Source organism: Demetria terragena DSM 11295 (assembly GCF_000376825.1).
GTDB lineage: Bacteria > Actinomycetota > Actinomycetes > Actinomycetales > Dermatophilaceae > Demetria > Demetria terragena.
Genome location: NZ_AQXW01000004.1, coordinates 1741678 through 1763421, shown reverse-complemented (window position 1 = coordinate 1763421; position 21744 = coordinate 1741678). Strand labels below are relative to the sequence as shown.

At 64.8% G+C, this 21744-nt stretch carries 21 protein-coding genes; 4 read left to right on the top strand and 17 right to left on the bottom strand.

The window, feature by feature from the left end; translation table 11 throughout:
• Positions 1 to 23: 23 nt before the first annotated feature.
• Positions 24 to 785, bottom strand: coding sequence for a VOC family protein (locus F562_RS19130; RefSeq protein ID WP_156822647.1), 762 nt, complete (start codon positions 783 to 785; stop codon positions 24 to 26).
• Between the two features lie 137 nt (positions 786 to 922).
• Between F562_RS19130 and F562_RS0112780 the strand changes: the two genes are divergently transcribed.
• A complete protein-coding gene (locus F562_RS0112780; RefSeq protein ID WP_018157360.1) occupies positions 923 to 1333 on the top strand; it encodes a hypothetical protein in 411 nt (136 codons plus the stop codon).
• Positions 1334 to 1403: 70 nt separating this feature from the next.
• Here the strand turns inward: F562_RS0112780 and F562_RS0112775 are convergent, their stop codons facing one another.
• From F562_RS0112775 to F562_RS0112725, 11 genes are all read right to left on the bottom strand, one after another.
• Positions 1404 to 1949 (bottom strand): DUF4282 domain-containing protein, encoded by a 546-nt coding sequence (locus tag F562_RS0112775; RefSeq protein WP_026181253.1) that lies wholly within the window; start codon positions 1947 to 1949, stop codon positions 1404 to 1406.
• Positions 1950 to 1980: 31 nt separating this feature from the next.
• Positions 1981 to 2835 carry a M56 family metallopeptidase gene (locus F562_RS19125; protein WP_018157359.1) on the bottom strand — a complete coding sequence of 285 codons (855 nt, stop codon included), beginning with the start codon at positions 2833 to 2835 and terminating at the stop codon, positions 1981 to 1983.
• A 2-nt stretch (positions 2836 to 2837) separates the two neighbouring features.
• The gene (locus tag F562_RS0112765) at positions 2838 to 3203 is read right to left on the bottom strand and encodes a BlaI/MecI/CopY family transcriptional regulator (protein WP_018157358.1); all 366 of its coding nucleotides are present in this window, start codon (positions 3201 to 3203) and stop codon (positions 2838 to 2840) included.
• Positions 3200 to 4834, bottom strand: coding sequence for a thiol reductant ABC exporter subunit CydC (cydC, locus tag F562_RS19120; protein WP_018157357.1), 1635 nt, complete (start codon positions 4832 to 4834; stop codon positions 3200 to 3202). The genes F562_RS0112765 and cydC overlap by 4 nt, the downstream gene beginning before the upstream one ends.
• A complete protein-coding gene (locus F562_RS0112755) occupies positions 4828 to 6357 on the bottom strand; it encodes an ABC transporter ATP-binding protein/permease (protein ID WP_018157356.1) in 1530 nt (509 codons plus the stop codon). Before F562_RS0112755 ends, cydC begins: the two co-directional genes overlap by 7 nt.
• On the bottom strand, positions 6357 to 7370 hold the full coding sequence (gene cydB, locus F562_RS0112750) for a cytochrome d ubiquinol oxidase subunit II (protein ID WP_018157355.1): 1014 nt from the start codon (positions 7368 to 7370) through the stop codon (positions 6357 to 6359). The genes F562_RS0112755 and cydB overlap by 1 nt, the downstream gene beginning before the upstream one ends.
• 25 nt (positions 7371 to 7395) lie before the next feature.
• Complete coding sequence (locus tag F562_RS0112745) at positions 7396 to 8988, bottom strand: cytochrome ubiquinol oxidase subunit I (RefSeq protein WP_018157354.1); 1593 nt, start codon at positions 8986 to 8988, stop codon at positions 7396 to 7398.
• A gap of 65 nt (positions 8989 to 9053) precedes the next feature.
• Complete coding sequence (locus F562_RS0112740) at positions 9054 to 9662, bottom strand: response regulator transcription factor (protein ID WP_018157353.1); 609 nt, start codon at positions 9660 to 9662, stop codon at positions 9054 to 9056.
• Entirely contained in the window at positions 9659 to 10753 is a 1095-nt protein-coding gene (locus F562_RS0112735; RefSeq protein ID WP_018157352.1) for a sensor histidine kinase, read from the bottom strand. The genes F562_RS0112740 and F562_RS0112735 overlap by 4 nt, the downstream gene beginning before the upstream one ends.
• Positions 10750 to 11514, bottom strand: a complete 765-nt coding sequence (locus F562_RS0112730; RefSeq protein WP_018157351.1) for an ABC transporter permease — start codon at positions 11512 to 11514, stop codon at positions 10750 to 10752. Before F562_RS0112730 ends, F562_RS0112735 begins: the two co-directional genes overlap by 4 nt.
• Complete coding sequence (locus F562_RS0112725; RefSeq protein WP_018157350.1) at positions 11511 to 12455, bottom strand: ABC transporter ATP-binding protein; 945 nt, start codon at positions 12453 to 12455, stop codon at positions 11511 to 11513. Before F562_RS0112725 ends, F562_RS0112730 begins: the two co-directional genes overlap by 4 nt.
• 566 nt (positions 12456 to 13021) lie before the next feature.
• Here F562_RS0112725 and argS point away from each other — a divergent pair.
• Positions 13022 to 14968 (top strand): arginine--tRNA ligase, encoded by a 1947-nt coding sequence (argS, locus tag F562_RS0112715; protein WP_026181252.1) that lies wholly within the window; start codon positions 13022 to 13024, stop codon positions 14966 to 14968.
• A 13-nt stretch (positions 14969 to 14981) separates the two neighbouring features.
• On the opposite strand, the gene panD is transcribed toward argS, so the two are convergent.
• From panD to F562_RS0112700, 3 genes are all read right to left on the bottom strand, one after another.
• The gene (gene panD / locus F562_RS0112710) at positions 14982 to 15389 is read right to left on the bottom strand and encodes an aspartate 1-decarboxylase (RefSeq protein ID WP_018157348.1); all 408 of its coding nucleotides are present in this window, start codon (positions 15387 to 15389) and stop codon (positions 14982 to 14984) included.
• 52 nt (positions 15390 to 15441) lie between these two features.
• Positions 15442 to 16782 carry a lysine N(6)-hydroxylase/L-ornithine N(5)-oxygenase family protein gene (locus F562_RS19115; protein WP_018157347.1) on the bottom strand — a complete coding sequence of 447 codons (1341 nt, stop codon included), beginning with the start codon at positions 16780 to 16782 and terminating at the stop codon, positions 15442 to 15444.
• A gap of 119 nt (positions 16783 to 16901) precedes the next feature.
• The gene (locus tag F562_RS0112700) at positions 16902 to 17798 is read right to left on the bottom strand and encodes a siderophore-interacting protein (RefSeq protein ID WP_018157346.1); all 897 of its coding nucleotides are present in this window, start codon (positions 17796 to 17798) and stop codon (positions 16902 to 16904) included.
• A 95-nt stretch (positions 17799 to 17893) separates the two neighbouring features.
• Here F562_RS0112700 and F562_RS0112695 point away from each other — a divergent pair, with 95 nt between their 5' ends.
• Positions 17894 to 18394, top strand: a complete 501-nt coding sequence (locus F562_RS0112695; protein WP_018157345.1) for an ASCH domain-containing protein — start codon at positions 17894 to 17896, stop codon at positions 18392 to 18394.
• 26 nt (positions 18395 to 18420) lie between these two features.
• Here F562_RS0112695 and galE read toward each other — a convergent pair whose 3' ends face one another.
• On the bottom strand, positions 18421 to 19443 hold the full coding sequence (gene galE, locus F562_RS0112690; protein WP_026181251.1) for a UDP-glucose 4-epimerase GalE: 1023 nt from the start codon (positions 19441 to 19443) through the stop codon (positions 18421 to 18423).
• Between the two features lie 59 nt (positions 19444 to 19502).
• On the opposite strand from galE, the gene F562_RS0112685 reads away from it, so the two are divergent.
• On the top strand, positions 19503 to 20036 hold the full coding sequence (locus F562_RS0112685; protein WP_018157343.1) for a DivIVA domain-containing protein: 534 nt from the start codon (positions 19503 to 19505) through the stop codon (positions 20034 to 20036).
• A 5-nt stretch (positions 20037 to 20041) separates the two neighbouring features.
• Here F562_RS0112685 and F562_RS0112680 read toward each other — a convergent pair whose 3' ends face one another.
• The gene (locus F562_RS0112680; protein WP_018157342.1) at positions 20042 to 21739 is read right to left on the bottom strand and encodes an alpha/beta hydrolase; all 1698 of its coding nucleotides are present in this window, start codon (positions 21737 to 21739) and stop codon (positions 20042 to 20044) included.
• Between the last annotated feature and the right edge of the window lie 5 nt (positions 21740 to 21744).

Sequence of the window (21744 nt, the reverse complement as noted above, 5' to 3'; positions counted from 1 at the left end):
GGACGTGCGCGCCTACCCGGTGCTTACTCGGTGTCGAGCGTCTCCATGACGTTGAAGACTTCGCCGCTGGGACCACGAAGAACGGCTTCGGCACCAAAGGAGGTGTCGAAGGTCGCGAGAACATCCAGGTCGTCCTCCATCTCGGCCAGCGACACGGTCGCATCGCGGCTAGCCACGGCGAGGTGAATGTTCCACGTGGGTGGGACATCGTCGGGGAGCTGGTCGGCCAGATGCAGGGTTGCGACGGCCTCGCCGTCCGCGTTGCGTGCCGTCAGCAGATCCGGAGTGATCTCGTCGTAGCGGTAGCCGAAGAGCGTGGAGTAGAACTCGCTCGCCGTCGGCAGATCGCGGGTCAGCAGCGAAGCCCAGCCGAAGCCGCCAGGCTCGCCGACCATCTGCATACCGGTGAGTTCGCCGCCCTGCCACAGGCCGAAGGCTGCGCCGGCGGGGTCCTGCAGGATCGCGAACCGGCCAGATGCCGGGCCCGCGTCGGAGGCCGCCACGAGCACGGTCGCGCCAGCCTCAGTCGCCCGTTCGACGGTCGCGGTGACGTCATCAGTCCCGAAGTACAGCAACCAGGCGGGGGACTTGCCATCTTCTGCGGCGTAGACGCCAGCGACGGATCGCCCATTCTTGAGGGCGATGGCGTATTCGCCCTCGACGGCGTCGCCGAGATCCCAGCCGAAGAGGTGTCCGTAGGTCGCTCGAGTGGCGCGCAGGTCGTGACTGTTGAGGTCGATCCAGGCGGGGTGGCCGTATGGCCAGGAAGTATCGCGGGTACTCATGGCGACACTCTCCCACGTGAGCACACGTCACATCTCAGAAGCACCTGCTCAAGTAAACGGGAAGAAGCGATACCGCCACACGGGCTGCCTTGGCGCCCTACAGTCATCACATTGACCGAGCGTGAAGGGGGTTCGCCATGGCTGGCGAGGTCGACATTGCGACACTGCTGGCGTCGCCTGCGTTCATGAGTTCCCGTCGCGCGGTACGCCATTTGGCCGACCGTCCAGATCGGCTGCGGGAGTTGATCTCCAGTGTGGAGAACAAGCGCTTTCCAGGCTGGGATCCGCACGACCCGCTACAACGTGTCCCGGTGGACATCGCCTGCGCGGTGATTGATGCGCGGGTGGAGGAGTTGGAGACCCTGCCGCGAGGTGCTCCGATCCCTGGCGCGACCGAGCGACTGAGCCTGGTGGTCGCCGCTTTGCACTACTTCGCGCGCGACGACGACCTGATACCCGACCAGGAACTCTCCGGTCACATCGATGACGTGATGTTGTTGCGCTGGGCAGTGCATCAGGTCCAAAGCGAACTTCCTGTCGAAGGCTGACTTGGCGCCAACTAACTAAAGGACGCCCGGGCTCGGTGAGCCGGGGCGTCCTTCGTGTGCGTACGGGTGGCTAGTCGCGGTTGCGCGCCATCCGGGCAATGTTGATGCAGAGTTCGAAAAAGAGTCGCGCCACGACGACGACAAAGACCAGCCACACCAGGCCGGAGAGGGTGGCCATCATGGCCTCGAACCCGCCCATGTTCTTGACCTTGGTGTCGCCAAAGTCCTGGGAACCCCAGGCGTTAGCCATCACGGCAACGAAGTCCAGGACGGCCCAGATCACGGTGATGATGAAGGCGATTGACGCGATGCTCTCGGTCAGCCCCTTGCGGAAGCCGAAGTCGCTAAACAGGTCCCCGATGCTGTTGCCCGCTGCTGCAGGGCTGGGGGCGGCCTGCTGGTATGGCTGCTGCGGAGCAAATCCCTGCTGGTGTTGGCCGTGCTGACCCTGCTGGCTGTGCTGACCCTGTTGCGGGGGCTGCTGAGGGTAGCCCTGCTGCTGATCAAAGCCCTGTCCGAGGCTCTGCCCAGGGGCGCCGGGCTGCCCGGGGTTTGGCCCGGTGCCGTAGTGAGGCTCGGGCGCTTCTCCCCATGAACCATTGGACGGTGTTGTCATACTTCCTCCTGAGGTGTGCTTGACGGCAAGCCTACGGGAGCATGAGCGCCATCACGGTGATCGGTGAGGCGAGGGCGATGGCTCCAAGGAGCACCGCGACGAGGCTCAGGGTGCGGTGCGAGGCGCGGTCACGTAACTGATTCAAACGCGCACCGGCCATGCCGTCGCCGGTCGCGCCCATTCCTGCCTCCGGATGCTGACCTTCGGCTAATGCCACGAGGGCGCTGCCGAGCGCGCGTGCGCGATGGCGGGCGCGGGCATACCGATCGGCGTGCAACTCCACCAGCAGCCGAACCTCGCGCAATCCGCCTGGGCTGCGGACGAATTCAGGTACCGCGGTGTGCATCACGGTGAAGTGCTCCAGCACCAAGTCATGCCGAAAACGCAGGTGGGCACGCTCGTGCTCGAGTACGGCGGCCAGCTCCGGCTCGGTCAGCGCGCGCAGTGCACCTTCGGAGAGCACCACTCGACTGCGCATACCTGGGAGGCAGTAAGCCGTAGGTGTCGGATGCTCCAGAACACGGACGGTCGGTTCGCCAGGGTCGGGAAAGCCGATGAGGTCGACCAGTTCGCGATGCTCACGTCGGGCGCGGCGTAGGGCGATACCGGTGCGATGCCCCGCAAGAAGGAGCCGGGCCAGGAGGACTCCGCTGACCAGGAGCGCGACGGGGAGCACCCACACGGCAGGCGCATTCGGGTGGAGTGCCGCGACCGGAGCTGCAGCTAATCCCGCGATGAGCGCGGCCAGCGAAACCGCTTGCCACAGCATGAGAGCAGATCCTGGCACCGCGCGAAGTGCCCGCCAGCGGGGGAGCAGGCGAGGGGCCGGACCCGAGAACAGCAGGGCCAGGCCGACCAGCAGCGCCGCCCCCAGGGTGGGGTCCATGGTCAGTCCAGATCGTCCAGGGCAGCGCGCAGGTCGGCGATTTCGTCCGGAGAGGCCCCATCGAGGAAGTGCAGTAGAGCGGCCTTTCGGGAAGGGCCTTCCAGTGCGCTCAGCGTGCTGCGCAACGCCGTGGCGGTGAGTTCCTCGCGGGTGCTGGCTGCGGTGTAACGCCAGGCGCGGCCATCGCGCTCACGCTGGGCAAGACCCTTCTTCGCCAACCGGTCGAGCACGGTCATGACTGTGGTGTATGCCGGGTCGCGGTCGCTGAGGTTCGACATGACTTCCCGGACGGTGACTGGCCGATCGGCCGCCCAGAGGGCACCCATGACCGCGGACTCCAACTCGCCCATGCCCGCGCGCCCGCTCACACCGATGTCCCTTCCCTGGTTCTTCCGACCGTAGCCCTGGTGGGTGTGATCTCAGAGTGCCAGCGTATGACGCGGTCGGCGCCCTCCTCACCCAGGCGTTGGTGACTGACCAGCAGGATGGCTTGTGCTGAGGCCCGCAGGTGTAGGTCCACGAGGATCTGGCGAGCGGTCGGATGGTCGAGATGCCCGAACGGTTCATCGAGCAGCAGGAACGGGCGCTCGGACAGCACGGCCCGAGCGATGGCGAGTCGCGCACGCTCCCCGCCTGAGAGCGGACTCCCGTGCGTTCCAATCGCCGTGTCCAGGCCGTGCCCTAGCCCGGAGAGCCATCGGCCTAGGCCGGAATGGTCAAGCGCGCGGACGATCTCGGCGTCCGAGGCGGCCGGTTGGGCCAACAGCATGTTTGCTCGAACCGAGCCATCAAAGATGTGCGGTTCGTCGTCGACCAGCGCCACATGGCGGCGTACGTCGTCCAATTGGAGGGTGAGGACGTCGCGGTCGTCAATGCGCACCGACCCCGTGGCTGGGTCGAGGTGCCTGGCCAAGAGTGCGAGCATCGTTGACTTGCCGCACCCATTGGGCCCGGTAAGAGTCACATGCTCGCCTTGGCGAATCGTGATGTCCGGCAGCGACATTGGCTCACCATCCTGCCAGGTGACCGTTGCGCTGTGCGTCGACAACTCATGTGGAGAGGTGGTGACCGGGTGTCTCCCGTTGGCACTAACCGCCGGACGTTGCCCGAGCAGGTCGGCCATGCGACCACGGGCGATGCTGGCTCGCGCCGCGGCCCGGACGGCATCAGGAACGACCTCGAGCGCTTCGCCCATCGCGAGTGGGGTGAGGAGCAGCATGGCGGCGACCGGTGGTTGAACCGCCCCGGATAGGACGGCAGGCGCAAGCACCGCGGCGGCGGCGGTCATGGCGAGGCCAGTGAGCCAGGTGAGGATGGCGGCCATGACGGCCCGGGTTGTTCCGTGGTTGGCCGGTCGATTCTCTGCGGAATCTAACTGTTGGACCGCCCAGTCGGTGGCCGAGATCGCCTGCAGACCCATGGTATTCGCCGTCGCCATGTGCACCGCTCGGGCGACTTCGGCGCGGCGATGTAGCGCAGATCGTTCGGAGTGCTGTTCGCTTCGCCGGCCGATCAACGTGACCAGTAGCGCAATGATCATCTGGGCCGCGACCACTCCACCGACAGGGGCATACAGCCAGCAGGTGAGCGCCACGGCGAGAGCGCCAACGGTCGCGACGGACACCAGCGGACCGACGGCGCGTACCTGTGCTTCCACGATGTCGTCGAGGTCGTGAACGAATCCGGTCAGCAGATCGGCGCGTCGCCGTCGGCCTAGTCGTGCCGGGGTCAGCGGAATCAGTGCCCGATAGACGTGTACACGGCGTGCGATGAGGTCGCTGAGTGCTGCGTCATGAGAGCGAAGTCGCTCCAAGTAGCGCAGTGCCGGGCGCGCTAAGCCAAAGGTTCGCACCAACACGATTGCGACGATCAGGGTCAGGATGATGGGACGCTCGCTGGCGCGAACGACGAGCCAGCCACTGGTCACCGTGAGCGCGGCCCCTGCGCTGGTGGCGGCGGCACCGATGAGCGCCGCGCGCAGAACCGGCCCGCTCAGCATGGGGCACCGCCCGCAGTCATGGTGATGACACGATCGGCTGACCTCAGGATCGCGGGATCGTGCGTGACGGCGACCACGATGCGGGTGGCGGCACACTCCCGCAGGACGTTGATGACCGCGCTTGCCGAGCACACATCGAGGTGCGCAGTGGGCTCGTCGAACAGAAGAACCGGCGCCGGGCTGGCGAGCGCGCGCTCCAACGCCACCCGGGCGCGTTGTCCGGCGGAGAGGCCGAAGCCATCGTCGCCAATCACCATTTCGGGTGGTAGCTCGCCGAGCCGGGTCGGCGCGTCGTGCGACTCGGCGCCCATGCGGGAGTTTTCGGCCACGCTCCCGGGGACGAGGAAGGGCGTCTGTGTCACGAAGTGCGTCGGTGGGCTACTGATCGAGCCCGAGGTAGGAGTGCGAAGGCCCGCCAGCAATTCCAACAGGGTGGTTTTGCCGCAGCCGGAGGGCCCGGTGATCGCCGTGATGCCCGGTCCGATGGTCTCCGACAGTCCGGGCAGGACCTCGATGTCCGAATCGGCATGCCGATAGTGGAGTTCCCGAATCACCACAGCGTCCTGAGCGGCTCGCGGCCCGTGAGTCGGGGCGTCATGCTGGCCCAGAAGTGCCGTGAGTGCGTGGGCGCCGTCGCTCGCCGCATGGAACTCTTGCCCGACGCGCCGCAACGGCCAGTACGCCTCGGGTGCGAGCAGGATGGCGAGCAGACCGACCTCGAGGCTGAGGGACCCACCCGCAAGGCGTAGCCCAACACCCACGGCGACGATGGCGACGGAGATTGTCCCAATGAGTTCAAGCGCAGCCGACGACATGAACGCGATCCGCAAGGTGCCCATCGTGGTGCGTCGGTGTGCTTGCCCCACCGCTGCGACCTGATCTGCCTGCTGGTGGGCGCGTTGATAGTTGACCAGTGTGGGGAGACCACGGACAACGTCGACGAAATGCCCTGCGAGTTGGACCGATCCGGCAAAGCGTCGGTCAACCGCCTCCCGAGTGTGCTGTCCGATAAGCACCGCAAAGACGGGCAGCAACGGCAAGGTCAGGAAGACAATCAACGCACTCAGCCAGTCGGTCAGGAGCAGGGCGATCACGACCAAGGGTGGGAGGACAGCCGCCGAGACGAGCGATGGAAGATAGCGGGCGACGTACGGTTCGACGGCGTCGACACTTTCGGTGGCCAGTGAGTGTGCGGTGGCGGAATCGGGGCGCGACTCCACCGAGCTTGCGAGCCAGCGGGTGATCGCGTGTCGACGAATCGCACGGGTGACCTTGGCCGCGCTACGGATCGCGGTGATCTCGCCGAGCGCTGTGACCAGGCCACGGGCGCCACACGTCACCAGCGTGAGCGTGACGGCATCCCCGAGTGGGCGTTGGCAGATGACAGCCATGACCAATTGAGTGATGGCGTAGGCCTGCAGTAGCGCAAGGAGGCCTTTGATGAGACCCAGCGCACTGAGGTTGCGTACGGCAACGCGGGCGTCCGGAACGTCGCGGAGCAGGCGAGGCTCGATGGGGCCCATTAGTGAACGGCTAGCTGGTGCAGGCTGATTCGACGCCTGAACACCCAATAGCTGTAGGCGGTGTAGAGCAGGGTGATGGGCAGGAAGATGACGGCAGCCCAGGTCATGATGCCAAGGGTGTAGGGCGAGCTCGCGGCATCGTGCAGGCTCAGTGACCAGACTGGATTGAGGCTGGAGGGGATCGCGAACGGGAAGATGCGTGCAAAGGCCGCGCCGACGATGCTGCCAATCGCAACCATGCTGCCCACGAACGACGCCTTCATGCGGCCGCGAAAACACAGCACGATCGCGATACTGAAGGCTGTGACGGAAAGTGCAGCGAGGAAGCCTGCAAGAGGCCCATCGCTGGCGATCCAACTCGCATAGAGGCACAGCACGACGAGCACCGCCGGCAAACCTCGGCGGGCTACCTGGCGGGCATCGTCACTCACCGCGCCAACGGTTTTGAGGCTGAGGAACATTGCGCCGTGCACCACAGCGAGACCAACCATCGCGAGCCCGCCCAAGAGTGCGGTAGGTCGGACTAGCGCACCTACCAGGCTGACGTCACCACGTGCATCGAGAGGCAACCCGCCGACCAGGGCAGCCACCATGGTGCCCAGAACGAACGGCGTTGCGAGAGAGCCGACTACGATGCACCGGTCCCAGCCCCTGATCCACCTGGCGTCTTGTCGCTTGTGGCGATATTCCAGGCCGACGTTGCGCAGGATGAGGGCCATGAGGACGACCAACATCGGAAGGTAGAAGCTGCTGAAGAGGGTGGCGTACCAAACCGGGAACGCCGCGAACATCGCGCCGACCGCGGTGATCAGCCAGACCTCGTTGCCGTCCCAGTGGGGGCCGATCGTGGTGAGCATGAGACGGCGCCTCTTCTCGCCGTCTTCCCCGGTTGTGGCTCCGTCACGACCGAGAGCGGGTAGGAGTGCGCCCACGCCAAAGTCGAAGCCCTCGAGCATGAAGTAGCCGCACCACAGAAGCGCGATCAGGGCGAACCAGACAGTCGTGAGTTCCATTGGCACACAGTCCTTTCAGCTCGTGCTAGTAGGAGAAGGTCAGGCGGTCGTCCGAGTCCGCCGGGGTAGGCTCCTCGGTCGGCGGCGCCCCGCGTCGGATGTAGCGCAGCAGCAACTTGAGTTCGACGAACGCCAGCGCTCCGTAAAGAGCCGTGAAGGCGCCCATGGAGATCCAAATCTCTGGGGCCGTGACGCCCGGTGAGACTCCTTGCTCTGTGGTCAGGACGCCAAAGACGACCCAGGGTTGTCGACCCACCTCGGTGAAGATCCAGCCGAAGCTATGCCCGAGCACCGTGGCCAGTGGCGTGAGGACGATGAGCGGGCGCCACCATCGCTGAGTTGGCAGGTGAAACCCGTGAGTCCCCTTGCGGTCCTTGCGAAGGGACCACAGTGCGAGCGAGGCCGACCCCGCCGCAAAGAGACCCGCTCCGATCATGAAGCGAAAGTTCCAGTAGGCGATTGGAACATTGGGCACGTACGACGGAGCCGCGGTCTGTGGGTCGCCGCCATAGCGCTGCGTGTATGCCGAGTTCAGGTCGTTGATGCCCTCGATCTCTCCATCGAAGGAGCCGGTGCCGAGGAAACTCAGCAGGCACTTCACGGTGACGATGTCGGTCGCTTTCTCGCCGTCAAGGCTGCCAATGCTCAGCGCGGAGAAGTCGGCGCATTCGCCCGGCGGCGGGGTCTCGTACAGTGCCTCGGCAGCTGCCATCTTCATGGGTTGGACTTCGGTCATGACCTTGCCCTGAAGGTCGCCGGTGATGGCCACGCCGAGACCGCCGAGCAGGACGACGACGGCACCGATCCGGGCCGCGGTGCGATACATCGCGGTGGTCTCGACAAGCTCGACCGGCGAGGGGTTTGGCTCGACCAGCGTGGGGTTTGGCTCGACCGGCGTGGGGCCTTCTTCGCTGTTCGGCGTGGGACCTCCTTCGCTGGTCGAGTAGACGAGCCCCCCAGGGCTCGGCGTATCGAGACCAAGACCCGCACCCGTGCGCCGCATCAGGTAGATCCCCACCACCATGACGATCGCGCCGCCGACCATGTAGGAGCCCATGATCACGTGCGGGAAGGTGATGAGTTGCACCTTGTTGGTCAAGATGGCGACGAAGTCGGTGAGCTCGGCCCGACCGGTGTCCGGGTTGATGCGAAAGCCCACGGGATTCTGCATGAATGAGTTTGCCGACAGGATGAAGTAGGCCGAGGCGAGCGTGCCGAGATGTACGGCCCACATGCACGCGGCGTGGAGCTTGTCGGGGATGCGACCCCAGCCAAACAGCCACAGGCCAAGGAATGTCGACTCCACAAAGAAGGCGAGGAGCGCCTCGAGCGCCAGGGGTGCTCCAAGGATGTCGCCCACGAAGGCCGAGTAGTTCGACCAGTTCATTCCGAACTGGAATTCCTGCACGATTCCGGTGACCAGGCCCAGTGCGACGTTGATGGTCAACAGCGTCCCGAACCACTTGGTGAGGCGCAGCAGATGCGGACGGCGCGTCCGGACGTACGCCGTCTCTAAGCCGGCGACAACGCCCGACAATCCGATCGTCATGGGGACGAAGAGGAAGTGATAGACGGTGGTGATCGCGAACTGCCACCGCGCGAGGTCGAGCGTATCCATCACCACTCCATCCGTCTACTACATGTCGTAGTTGACGGTACTCCTACAGTCTGTAGGAGACAACTTCAGAGCCAGCCGCGTTCCTGAGCGACGTGAGCGGCCTCGACGCGAGTCGCCGTGTCGGTCTTGCGAATTGTCGAACTGAGGTAGTTGCGGACGGTGCCTTCCGAGAGGTTCACCGTGCGGGCGATCGTCGCGACGGTTGCCCCACTCAGCGCGCTGCGTAGGACGTCCCGTTCTCGCTCGGTGAGCGGGTTCGGTCCGCCGAGTAGTGACTCGGTCGCGAGAGCCGGGTCGACGACCCGGAGGCCCTGGTGCACGCGGCGTACCGCCTCGGCCAACTCACGCGCAGGGGTGTCTTTCACGACGAATCCAGAAGCGCCAGCGTCCATGGCGCTGCGCAGGTATCCAGGGCGACCAAAGGTGGTCACAATGAGCGAGCGAACCGCTGGAAGGTCGCGACGGAGTTCTCGAGCGGCCTCGATCCCAGAGCCTCCGGGCATCTCAATGTCCAACAGGCACACGTCTGCTCGGCTGTCCTGGGCTGCGGCGACGACTTCGTCGCCACGGCCGACCTCGGCGACGACCTCCAGGTCGGTCTCTAGGTCGAGCAACGCGGCCATGGCTCCGCGTACAAGGGCCTGGTCGTCGGCGATCAGTAGGCGAATCGTCATAGTTGCACCTTCATCTCAGTGCCCTTGCCATCGGCACCGGACGTGATTTCGACGGTGCCACTCGCAGGTCGTACGCGCTCCCGGATTCCGCGAATCCCGTTGCCCTCTGGGCGATCCCCCATACCTGACCCGTCGTCGGTCACCGTCAGCCAGTCCGAGCCCCACGCGACTGTGCAGTTGGCCGCACCGCTGTGGCGGACGACATTGGTCACCCCTTCGCGTAGCGCCCAGCCGAGCACACTGCGATGCAGTGGGTCGACGCTCTCTGGATCGATGGGGATCTCAGCCGCGATGCCGGCGTCACGGAGCGCGTGACGCGCGTGGTCCGCCTCCTGCGACAGTTGGGCGATGCGCAGGCCCGAGACGGTGGAACGGATCTCGGCCAATGACTGTCGGGTCATCGAACGCACCTGTGCCAGCTCGGCTTTCGCGCGCTCAGTGTCAAGATCGATGAGGCGCTCCGCCAGTTCGAGTTTCACTGTCGCGACCGTCAACGAGTGGCCGAGGACATCGTGGACGTCACGGGCCACGCGGTCACGTTCTTGGGTGATCTCCTGCTCCTTCTCGAGCACGCGGCTGCGAGCGGCGCGCTCTTCGAGCGTGCGGATGATCAATACCGTGACGCCCACCAGGACGATGATCCCGGCCAGAAAGGTGGCGACAGGCTCGCCCACCACGAGAGGAACCGCCACAGCAGCGGCGATACTCGCCACCCAGATCGCTAGACCCCACACCAAGGGAAGGCCGAGCAGAGCCAGACTGACGACGTAGGGCAGCATCCCGCTGGTCTCTTCGTGAAGCACCGGCGCGAGTGTGAACATCAGGGTCACCATCACGACCAGACGCCAGACCGAGTTGCGGGTGACGTCGTAGTGCTCGACATGATGGTCGAGTCGGTAAATGCCGTGGGCGTAGACAAGTCCGAAAACGACGAGAACCCCGATGCCGAGCCAGGACCAGACGGTTGAGATGTCCGCCGTGATGAGCGTGGCCACCGGAAAACCGAGGAAGACTAGCCAGATCACCCCGAGCAGCCAGTCCCATTGCTGCTCGGAGCGCCCTGATGGGTCGCCGGATGACGATGAGATCACTGCCGACCTCGACCGCGGCGGACCAGTGCGACCGCTCCCAGGGCGAAGATCGCGGACCAGATCGTGAGGTTGAGCAGCGGCACCCACAACGGCTCGATCGAGAACTCGCTGCCAGAGCTGTTGTTGATCATGGCCCCCTCCGTCAATGGGTAGCGCGCCAGCTGGACGTAGCCGTACAGCGGGGTGAACTTGGCGATGGTCAGCATCGTGCCAGATAGCGGGAAGAAGATGTTGCCGAGAAAGGCCAGCACGACCAGCATGCCGCTGGCCACCGAGACCGCGGACTCCGAGCGGAAAGCCTGGGCGATGGCAAGGCCGTACAACGCCCAGATGCCAGCTCCAAGCAGCACAATCAGCCCACTGACCAGCCACGCAGTGGCGCTGCCTTCGGCGCCGGTCAACACCGCGAGGACATAGATCAGGGCTATCGGAACGACCGCGATCGTCGCGGCGACAGCGGCCTTGACGAGGACGTACTGGCTGTCTCGCAAGGGCGTCAGCCCGAGTTGGCGGCCCCAGCCTTGCATCCGCTCCACAGCGGCGGTGCCGCCGACACCGGTCGTCGCGGTGACCGCGCCGTAGGCCGCCATAGAGATCGCGATGAACAAGCCAACATTGCCGTTGACGGCGTCCTCATCTTTGTAACTCTGGGCGGCGCCGAAGATGAGGTACATCACCGCAGGCAGTCCCGCCGTGAAGAACAGACCGGCGGGGTCCCGCACGATGCGCTTGACCTCAAGTGCGTAGTAGGTGGTGTTCATCGCGACGTCTCCTGGTGGGTTTGGTCGGTGCCGGTGATGGCGAGAAAGGCCGACTCCAACGAACCGGAGACGACCTCCAGGTTGAGGGCGCCGAGGTCGCGAAGTAGGTGCAGCGCGACGGCATCCGAGTCGGCGGCGGTCAGCGTGATGCGGTGTCCGCGAAGAGCGACCCGGTGGATAGCGGGTTCGTGGCGTAAGCGCTCAGTCAGCGCCTCGGCATCGCCAGGTGGAAGGTCAGCGGACACGGTGCGGCCGCTGGCCTTGGCGCGGAGTTCTTCGGTGCTGCCATCGGCCACGACCTGGCCCGCGGCGACCATCACGATCCGCCGCGCGAAGGCGTCGGCCTCTTCCAGGTAGTGCGTGGCGAAGATCACCGTGCGCCCTGCGGCAGCGTCGGCGTGCATTCTGTCCCAGAAGTCGTGACGCGACTGGACATCCATACCGGCGGTCGGCTCGTCCAGGATCAGGACGTCGGGGTCCGGCAGGAGTGCAAGGGCGAAGCGCACGCGTTGCTGTTCCCCTCCGGAGCACTTGCTGATCTTGCGTCGGCTGATGTCTTGGATGGCGGCCTGATGGAGGACCTCGTCGACCGGCCGTGGGTGGGTGTACGTCGAGGCGATCACCTCTACCGTTTCGCGAACGGTCAGGTCGCGCAGCAGACCTCCAGACTGCAGGACCGCGCTCACTCGGCCCGCCGCGATCGCAGCGCGGGGCGGCATGCCGAGAACTTCGACCGTCCCAGAGGTGGGTTCGGTGAGGCCGAGAACCGTGTCCAACGTCGTGGTCTTGCCCGCGCCGTTGGGTCCAAGAAGTGCCACGATCTCGCCCGGCTGAATCGTCAGGTCGAGACCGCGTACGGCCCCGACAGGGTCTTGGCCAGGGGTTTGAAAGGTCTTGGTCAGCCCGCGTATCTCGACCGCGGGTGCGGCTGTCTGGTTCATGCTCGCCAGCCTGCTGCCGGCAGGTTCAGCGCTCCCACGCGTTCCGTCACCGGTCGTGCCTGACAGATGTCACGCGGTATGTCGCTGGTCGAGTTCACCACCTCGCTGGTCGGGTGGCGCGGGGTCTCGCTGGTCGAGTGGCGCGGGGTCTCGCTGGTCGAGTAGCGCGAACGAAGTGAGTGCGTATCGAGACCACCTCGCCTCCGCGCTCCGCCCAGGGGGATGCGGCGCGACAACCGGTCGGGCCTCCGCTTCGCTCCGGCCCTCCTGCCAGACCCATCCACGCCGCGCCGCATCCCCCTGGGCTCCGCGCTCGTGCGCGTCCTCGTGGGTTCTGGGCTTGTGGGCGGGCGTCGGCGGCCACGGTCCAGGGGAGGATGCGGCCGGCCCAGGCGACGAGGCGCTATCCGAGGAGGGCGGATGGTGCGTCGCCGCCACCTCTCCTGGTGGAGCGCGGTGGCGAGGTGGTCTCGACAAGTTCGACCAGCGTGGTCTTGACAAGCTCGACCGACGCTGGTCTCGACCGTCGTTTCAGGCACACGAGCATCGCCTTCTACCCTTGGGGCATGGCTGATCCCGCATCCGTGCTCGCACCCCGTGTCCAGGCCGCCATCGGCGTTGCCCTGGGAGATGAATGGCGAGAAGCAGACCCGGTGATCCGCCCGTTCGCGCTGAAGGCGAAGAAGGGCAAGGCGCCCGAGCTGGCGGCGCCGGCCGACCTTCAGATCAATGCCGCCATGGCTCTTGCGAAGAAGGTCGGCAAGTCTCCGCGCGAGGTGGCGCAACTGATCGTGGACGCGCTGCGCGAGAAGGGGATCGACGATCTCGCGGTGAGCCTGGAGATCGCCGGACCGGGCTTCATCAACGTGACCCTCGCTGACCCGTGGATCGCGGCGAATGCCCAGGCACTCATTGACGACGAGCGACTCGGGATTCCGGTACCCGCACCGCAGACCATCCCGATCGACTACTCGTCTCCCAATGTTGCCAAGGAGATGCACGTCGGTCACTTGCGGACGACGGTTGTCGGCGACTCGCTGGCGCGCACGATGGAGCGGCTCGGCCACACCGTCGTACGGCAGAACCACATCGGTGACTGGGGTACGCCGTTTGGCATGCTCATTGAGCATCTTTTGGAGGTCGGCGAAGACAGTGCGGAGGCCGCGCACCTGGAGTCCGATCCCAACGCCTTCTACCGTGCGGCGCGGGCAAAGTTCGACGCATCGCCGGTCGAGCCGGTCGAGCTTGTCGAGGCCACGCCGGGTCTCGATACGCCGAGCCCTGGGGGGCTCGGCTACTCGACCAGCGGAGAAGGCGAGACGCCGGTCGAGCTTGTCGAGACCACTCCGGGTCTCGATACGCCGAGCCCTGGGGGGCTCGGCTACTCGACCAGCGGAGAAGGCGGGGCCTTCGACCAGCGCGCGCGCAAGCGCGTCACCCTTCTCCAAAGCGGCGACGCCGAGTCAATGCGGTTGTGGCAGAAGCTGATCGACCTGTCCAAGACGTACTTCAACCGTGTCTACACCGAGCTCGACGTCACGCTCACCGACGAGGATCTCGCAGGGGAGTCGACCTACAACGACATGCTCCCGGTGGTCTGCGAAGAACTCGAGAAGAAGGGCATCGCCACCATCAGCGAGGGTGCGCTGTGCGTATTCCTCGACGGATACACCGGGCGCGAGGGCAAGCCGCAGCCGCTCATCATCCGCAAGTCCGACGGCGGGTATGGCTACGCCACTTCGGACATCGCGACAGTGTGGAAACACGCCCAGATGGGCGCCGATCGCGCGCTATACGTCGTCGGCGTCACCCAGGCATTGCACTTCCAGATGTGCTGGGAGACAGCGCGACTGGCGGGTTGGCTCGGTGAAACCGAACCGATCCACGTGCAGATCGGTTCGGTTCTCGGTGAGAACGGCAAAGTACTCAAAACGCGCGCTGGTGACCTGGTCACCCTGCAGTTCGAGGTCGACTCGGCGATTGGGCGGGCGCGCGAGGTGTTGACCGAGTCGCGCCCGGACTTCTCCGAAGAAGAGCGCGAGAAGGTGGCTCACCAAGTCGGCATCGGCGCGATCAAGTACGCCGACCTATCGGTATCGCACGACAGTGACTACACCTTCGACTTGGATCGGATGGTGGCCCTCACTGGAAACACTGGCCCCTACCTGCAGTACGCCGCCGCCCGGATCCGCTCGATCCTCCGTCGCGCCGACATCGCGGAGGCGACGGGCCCGGTGCTGTTGTCCGAGCCAGCCGAGCGGGCGCTCGCCCTCAAAGTGCTTGGCTACGGTCCGGTCGTGGCGGAGGTCGGCGAAGCGCTGGAGCCGCACCGACTGGCCGCGTACCTCTTTGATCTGGCACAGACCTTCACGAGCTTTTATGAGCAATGTCCGGTGCTCAAGGCCGAGAACGCAATGACCCAGCGCAGTCGTCTGGCACTGTGTTCGCTCACCCTGCGCGTGCTGGTCGACGGCCTGGGTCTGCTGGGAATCAGTTCGCCCGAGGAGATGTAGAACGCAGGTGGTCTCAGCGGCTGGAGAGTTGGTCGACCGCACCCGGGACCGGCTCGGCGGGGTCGTGCCCGAGCGCGACGATCGAGTTGTTCTCGTCGACATGGACCACCTTGGGCTGGTGGACCAGAACCTCGGCCTCATCGAGGCTGACGTAGGACATGATGATCACTAGATCATTCGGGTTGACCAAGTGAGCCGCCGCGCCGTTGATGCAGATCACGCCCGAGCCGGCCGGGCCGGTGATGACATAGGTCTCCAGGCGGGACCCGTTGGTGATGTCGACGACGTGGACCAGTTCGCCTTCGACGAGATCGGCCTCCTTCATGAGAGTTTGGTCGATCGTGATTGACCCGACGTAGTGCAGGTCGGCCTGGGTAACGGTGGCGCGATGGATTTTTCCGTTGACGAGTGTCCGTTGCATGGCGTGGGTGTCCGACTTTCCGTGACGGTCTGGCGGGATGCTTGTCTTGTGGTTAGTGCTTTTCGGCGAACGCCTCGCGCAGCTCGTGCGTGCGGACGTCGGCCCAACGGGCTTCCATGGTGAGGTCGTGGGTGCACCGAGCCGTGCTGGCGGCCAGTGACGACACCAGTTCGCCTGATCGGACCGCGAGATTCGACAACAGGGTCGAGGTCAGTCCGTGGGTGTGCTCGGTATTGCCTTGGATGAAGATTTCTCCGCGAATGACATCACTGGTTTCCAGGCGATAATCGGCGTTGATGGCCGGTCGCCCGTGAGTATCGGTGAGGCAATGTGGCGCCAAGGACATTCCGACCTCGGCGATCGTTTTTGACCGGAAACCCGTGGCGTAGATGACCGCATCGCACAACAGTGTGGTCTCGGTCCCGTCGGTGCGCCTGGCGATCTGGACTGCGACCCCGTCGGGCGACTCCTCGACTGACGTCACGGCGGAGGCGCCCTGGACAAAGAGGCGGCGATGGCCCGCGACCCGTTCGGCATACTCCCGCCGATACAGATCCTCAATCAACTCCAGGTCGACCGCGGAATAGTTGGTGCCCCGGTGGTAGGCCAGCAACTGCTCGCGCAGGCCCTCGTTCGAGGAATTGAAGTCGGTCACGGCTTCGGGATCGAAGATCCGGTTGGCGTAGGGGCTGTCGTCCGAGGGGGTGTAGCCGTACTTGCCGAAGACGGCGTGCACGTCGCTGTCCGGATAGGTCTGGTGAAGATGGGCCGTCACCTCCGCGCCGCTTTGACCCGAGCCTACGACCACGAAGCGTCGCTGGGTGCGCGCTGGGAGGTCCGCGAGGTGATGAAGGAGGCCGTGGTTGTGGAAGACCCGGCGACCCGTGGTGACACCGGGTGGGAGCTTCCCGACGATGCCGCCGGCCAGCACGACGTTGTGTGAACGAACGGTCGGTAGCCCGCGACGGGTGATCTCGAAGACGTCACCGTTGGCACTGATGTCGGTGACCTCGGATTGGTACTGGACTGGGGTTGAGACGCGCTGCGCCGCCCATTCCAGGTAGTCGTGGAACTCTAAGCGAGTCGGAAAGAAGGTCTGCAGGTTGGTGAAGTGTGTCAGCCGACCGCGTTCCGATAGGTAGTTGAGGAAGCTGTACTCGCTGCACGAATTACGTTGTGTGACAAGGTCTTTGAGGAAGGAGACCTGCATAGTCGCCCCCGGGATCAGCATGCCGCGGTGCCAGCCGAACTGAGCCTGCTGTTCAAGAAACAGCGACGTGAGTTGCTGCTCTGGCGACACTGCGCGATTGTGTTCTTCGAGGGCGATGGCCAAGGCGAGGTTCGATGGTCCGAAACCTACGCCGACGACGTCGAGCACATCTTCATTCGTCACGGTCGGGGTGTCTCCTCGGAACGGTGGGCCGCACGCGCATTCACTTTGGTAAACCTAACCTTACTGAATCGGCGAGGTCAAAACGTGTGCGCTCGTCGACGACTTTGGCGTCGCCGAAGCTACAGTCCGGCCTTCTCCAAGGCGGCGTCGTAGACCTCAGCAGCGTCCTCTTCAGACATCCCTGACTTCACGGCGTCCTGGTAGACCGCGATGAGCTGGTCGCTTCCACGCTCGGCAAACTTCTTCTCCCACTCCTCGGAGTTGAAGCGCCAGTAGCCCACCACGTTGGCGCGGTTGCGCGGCCAGCCCAGGCTGCGTACGTGCTTCTTCCCGGCGCGCGTGTCTGCTGCCTCGCCGGCGAGCCACAGATAGGCATCGGCCGGAAGATCGACCTCGCCTAAGGCCGCTGCCAGTCGACTCCGAGTTACACCGTTTCCGGAGCCCAGCAGCGGGACAATCTCGGCGCGATCGCGACGCGGCAGGTAATCGATCTCGCTGTCATCCAGCACCTCAGCGACGACGGTGACGTGAATGTCCGGATCGGTGTTTTCCATGATGCGGGCTATTGCAGGGAGGGAGGCCAGGTCGCCAGCCAGAATGTGCCGACTGGCGTCGGCTGGTGGTGAGTGCCACGACCGTGGGCCAGCGGCGAGGGTGCGCCACCCTGGCTGCGCCGCGCGAAACCAGTCAATCGCGGGGCCGTGGTCGTGTTCCGCGACGTCGATGAGCATGCGCCGGGTGATCGGATCGTACTGGCGAATCGTGAAATTCCGACTTCCGGTGCATCTCTCCGGTTCGGTGAGCTCCCATGCGATTCCGGAACTTTCTTCCGCCGCGGGTCGGGTGTCCAGGGGGTGTTCGTCCGCAGAGAAGTAGAACGCGATGGCTTCGTCGCCCGGATCGATGGGGTCGTAGCCGTGCCCACTGTCGGGGACGACCTCGAACTCCAAGCGCCGCAAGTTCTTGGCGACGCGCGAGGTCTCAGTGAGGCTCAGCACGAAGTCATTCCAGGGCATGGACGATCCTCTCAGATAGGTAAGCCTTATCTAAGCATGGGAGCGAGTGTTTCTCACGGTCGCGTGACCCGTGCAGCCATGGGAGGGTTGGCGTCATGAGCCCATCCGAGTTGCCAGATCCGGTCGCACAGTTCTGGGAGCGGGCCAGGATTAAGGCCAAGGCCAATCCAGCGCCTGGCTATCTCGGCGTGACGGCCGCCGACACGGTTCCCCCTGAGGCATGGGCCTTCGGTGCGACGTCCGGGCAGGCCGATTCATTGCTGCAACTCGTCCTCGACGGGACTAAGACCGCGACGGCCTCAGCGCTGTGGGACTACGAGATCGCAGATGAGGCGCTTCCTGCGCCTGGCGACTTGAGCATCATCCTCGATAGCGCTGGTGTGCCATATGCGCTGATCAAGACCACCAAGGTCGACACCGTCGCCTTCGATCAGGTCGATGAGGAGCATGCCTATCTTGAGGGCGAGGACGACCGCACCCTTGCCTCCTGGCGCGAAATACACCAACAGTTCTTTACGGAGCACGCCGGGCACGGCCGCCCGTTCAGCGAGGACATGCCAGTGGTTCTGGAACGCTTCTCCCTCGTCTACCCCTGACGTTCGACGGCGCACCCGCCTGGGCATCACCCAGCGGGATATCCCATGGGGTTTTCCCGCTGCCAACGCCACGCATCGGCGCACATGTCGTCGATGGACTTGGTCGCCTTCCAGCCGAGTTCCTGCTCGGCCCGCGTGGGGTCGGCATAGCTCTCGGCCAGATCTCCTGCGCGGCGTGGCGCAACCTCGTAGGGCAGCGCGCGCCCCACGGCTTTCTCGAAGGCACGGAGCACCTCAAACACCGAAACCCCTTGCCCTGTACCAAGATTGAACGCACGCACAGGTTCTTTCATGGAGTCGAGGTGCTCCAGCGCCGCGAGGTGACCGAGGGCGAGGTCTTCCACGTGGATGTAGTCACGTAGGCAGGTCCCGTCGGGGGTGTCGTAGTCGTCACCGAAGATCATCAATTTCTCGCGGCGGCCCACGGCGACCTGGGCGATGAAGGGCAGCAGGTTGTTCGGTATGCCATTCGGGTCCTCGCCGATCTGCCCAGACGGGTGGGAGCCAATCGGATTGAAGTAGCGCAGTAGGGCCACTTTCAGGCCCGGGATCGTGGGAGCGACGTCGCGCAGGACCTGCTCGTTCATGACCTTGGTCCAGCCATAAGGGTTGGTTGCCTCCAGGGGCCACCACTCCTCGGAGTACGGCAACGGGGCGCGGGGGCCGTACACCGTGGCGGACGAGGAGAACACCAACTTGGTGACGTCATGGCGCCGCATCGCCCGCACGATCGACAGCGTGGAGTCGAGGTTGTTCTCGTAGTACTCCAGCGGTTTTTCGACGCTCTCGCCGACAGCCTTGAACCCCGCGAAATGGATCACCGCATCAAACGCGGTCTCAGCGAAAATCTGGTCGGTCTTATCCCGGTCCGTCAGGTCGATCGAGTGCATAGGGATGTGCTGTCCCGACAGGGACTCCAGCCGGTTGAGCACGCTCGCCTTGCTGTTGCTCAGGTCATCGACGATGACGGCTTCGTGGCCCGCTGCAAGGAGGGCAAGGACGGTATGTGGGCCGATATAGCCGGCTCCCCCAGAGACCAGAACGCGCATGGCGTTCACTCTAGACCCGTCCGCGGAAGCGCCAGATGCCTTGCTGGCATCCTGGACTCATGCAGTGGACACCTCAACACCTCAGCGATTTGAACGCGATGTCGCTGCGGTCCGAGCGTGGCGGCCATGATCACGCCGCAGTAGACCTCCTCATCAGTAACACCTCAGCGTGTATGCGTGCAGGCCGCCAAATCCCTGACCCGACCAGTTTTGCCTTACCCACCAACCGATTTGGCCAGGGATACGCCCGAGCTGACGTGAAGCGCCTCATCGATCGGCTCCAACGCTGGCGTGCCGATTGGGACGCGCCAGCACCACCGGAGACGAACCGACGGGCTGCCCCGTCCTGGAACTGGACCCAGTCCCAGGTCGATTGGGTACGCGACCGCACCTTCACGATCCGACGTGGCGGTTACGTCTGTGCCGATGTGGACGACTTTCTCGATCGAGTGATCGTCGCGATGGCGCACCACAATCCGCTGCCCGACATCGCCAGCTCCAAGTTCGACACCTCCGGCTTCCACCAGGGGTACGTCTTCGACGAGGTCGATGACTTCCTTGACGAGCTCAGCGCCCTCAAGCCTGGTGGCTGATCGGCCTAGTTCCGTGGCCGCGTTGCCTCAGCGATGATCTTGAGCAGAAGGTCGATGACCTGCTGGGCCAAGTTGGGCTGCTGACGTGCGTAGCCATCCGTGGTCGGCAACTTCTCGCCGTCCTGCTTCTCGCCGACCTCATAGGCAGTGCGGTCGTTCGGCAGCGGGATGGACGGGCAAACACCGTCGTCGCCGATCAAGTCACCTTTGATGAGGAAGTCGTAGGCGGCGGTTGTCACACACGCGTTCTTGCTGCCCACCACGGCGCCATGATCGCCCTGGTTGTCCACGACGAGCATCCGCGTCGAGGGAGAAGCCTTGTGCGCGGCAATCGCGTTCTCGTAGGAGGTCGCCGGGTCGAGTTCGGTCTGCACCATCATCATCGGCGGTGCCTTCGAGAGGTCGACCTTGGTCTGCGGCGCCTCGTACGGCCAGAAGGCGCACTCGTTGGTCAGCCCGTTATAGCCCGTGAGCGGGTACTTTTTGCCCTGGCTCAGCGCGTTCGCGGCATAGGTCGAGGCCTGCTTGCTCCACGGTGTGTCATTGCAGGTGATGGCAGTGAAGGTCGTGCGCTCGCGGTAGTCCTCATATCCGCCACCGCCGGATCCGGCACCGCGCTCGGCGCTGGACAACGCGGCCTTGTCACCGTCGGCCGCCCGGTTGAGCAGGACGAGCAAGCTGGCGGAGGAGGTGAAGCCGCTGTCGGAGTAGAGCGCACTCGCGAGGATGCTGTCGATGATCACGGGAGTGAACTCGCCGAGCCGGCCGTCACCAGCCGCCTTACGGATTTTCTCGTAGGTCTGGTCGACGGCCTGCGGTGTGGCGCCCAGGGAATAGCGGTCGTTATGCCGGGCGGCCCAGGGCAAGAACTGGGAGTCCCAACGTCGCTGAAAGGCCATCGGCTGGTTGAAGAAGGTCTTGGACCACTCCGCTGAGAAGTCGGTATTGCTGTCGAGGACGAAGCGTCCGACCCGCTTGGGGAAGAGGGTGGCATACCGCGCGCCGAGCCAGGTGCCGCCCGAAACCCCGTAATAGTCGACGGTGTCCTTGCCCAGGATCTGGCGCACCAGGTCGTGGTCACGTGCGGTGTTATCGGAGGTGATGTGCGGCAGCAGGTCGCCGTGCTTCTTCGCGCAGGCCTGGACGGACTTCTTGGTGGCGGTCTGGATCTGCCGGATCTGTGCTGGGCCTAGCGTTCGGGGGTCGTCGTAGTCGACCTTGGCCGGTTCGCAGCTCACCGACGTGGAGTCGCCCGTCCCGCGCGGATCGATGCCGATCACGTCGTGGGTGGCCGACAGAGGCGACAGTTTGGCGACAGCGGCGGAGAACCGGGCTGCGGGGCCGCCGGGCCCGCCGGGGTTGGTGAACAGCACTCGCGAGTTGGCGTCTTTGCCCTTGGTCCGCGCGACCATCAGGCTGATGTCGCCCTTGCCATGGTCGGTGTAGTCCTTCGGCGCAGTCACCTTGGCGCACGTGGTCTCATCCGAGATCAGGGTGATAGAGCGCATGGACTCAGGGCAGGTTTCCTCTGACCAAGTCACCGATTGCTTGGCGTATTTCGTGAGGTCGGCGATGGGTTTTTGTGCCGGCGAGGAGGTCGGTGCCACGGTGGGGCTGCCAGTGTCTTGGCAACCTGACACGGCGACGCCGGCCACGAGGGTGAGGGCGGCGAGAGTCGCCGTACGGGAGTGGCGAGTAGCCATGACTA